Annotated in this window: 1 protein-coding gene; it reads left to right on the top strand. The window is 63.2% G+C overall.

All coding sequences use genetic code 11. The features are described from left to right. A partial coding sequence (locus J5M66_RS26850) for an SNF2-related protein (protein WP_207810302.1) occupies positions 1-231 on the top strand: 231 nt, incomplete at both ends.

Genomic DNA, 231 nt, shown 5'->3' with positions numbered 1-231 from the left:
TGCTGACCACTTACGCATTGCTGCCCAGGGATCTGGAAATCTTGCAGCCGCAGTCGTGGAGCGTGCTGATTCTCGACGAGGCGCAGAACATCAAGAACCCGCTGAGCAAAGCCGCCCAGGCCGCCCGCGAGCTGAATGCACGCCAGCGCCTGTGCCTCAGCGGCACGCCGCTGGAAAACCACTTGGGCGAGCTGTGGTCGCTGTTCCATTTCTTGCTGCCGGGCTGGCTCG

The organism is Pseudomonas sp. 67(2021) (genome assembly GCF_017491835.1).
GTDB classification, from domain to species: domain Bacteria; phylum Pseudomonadota; class Gammaproteobacteria; order Pseudomonadales; family Pseudomonadaceae; genus Aquipseudomonas; species Aquipseudomonas atacamensis.
This window is presented reverse-complemented; position numbering and strand designations above follow the sequence as displayed.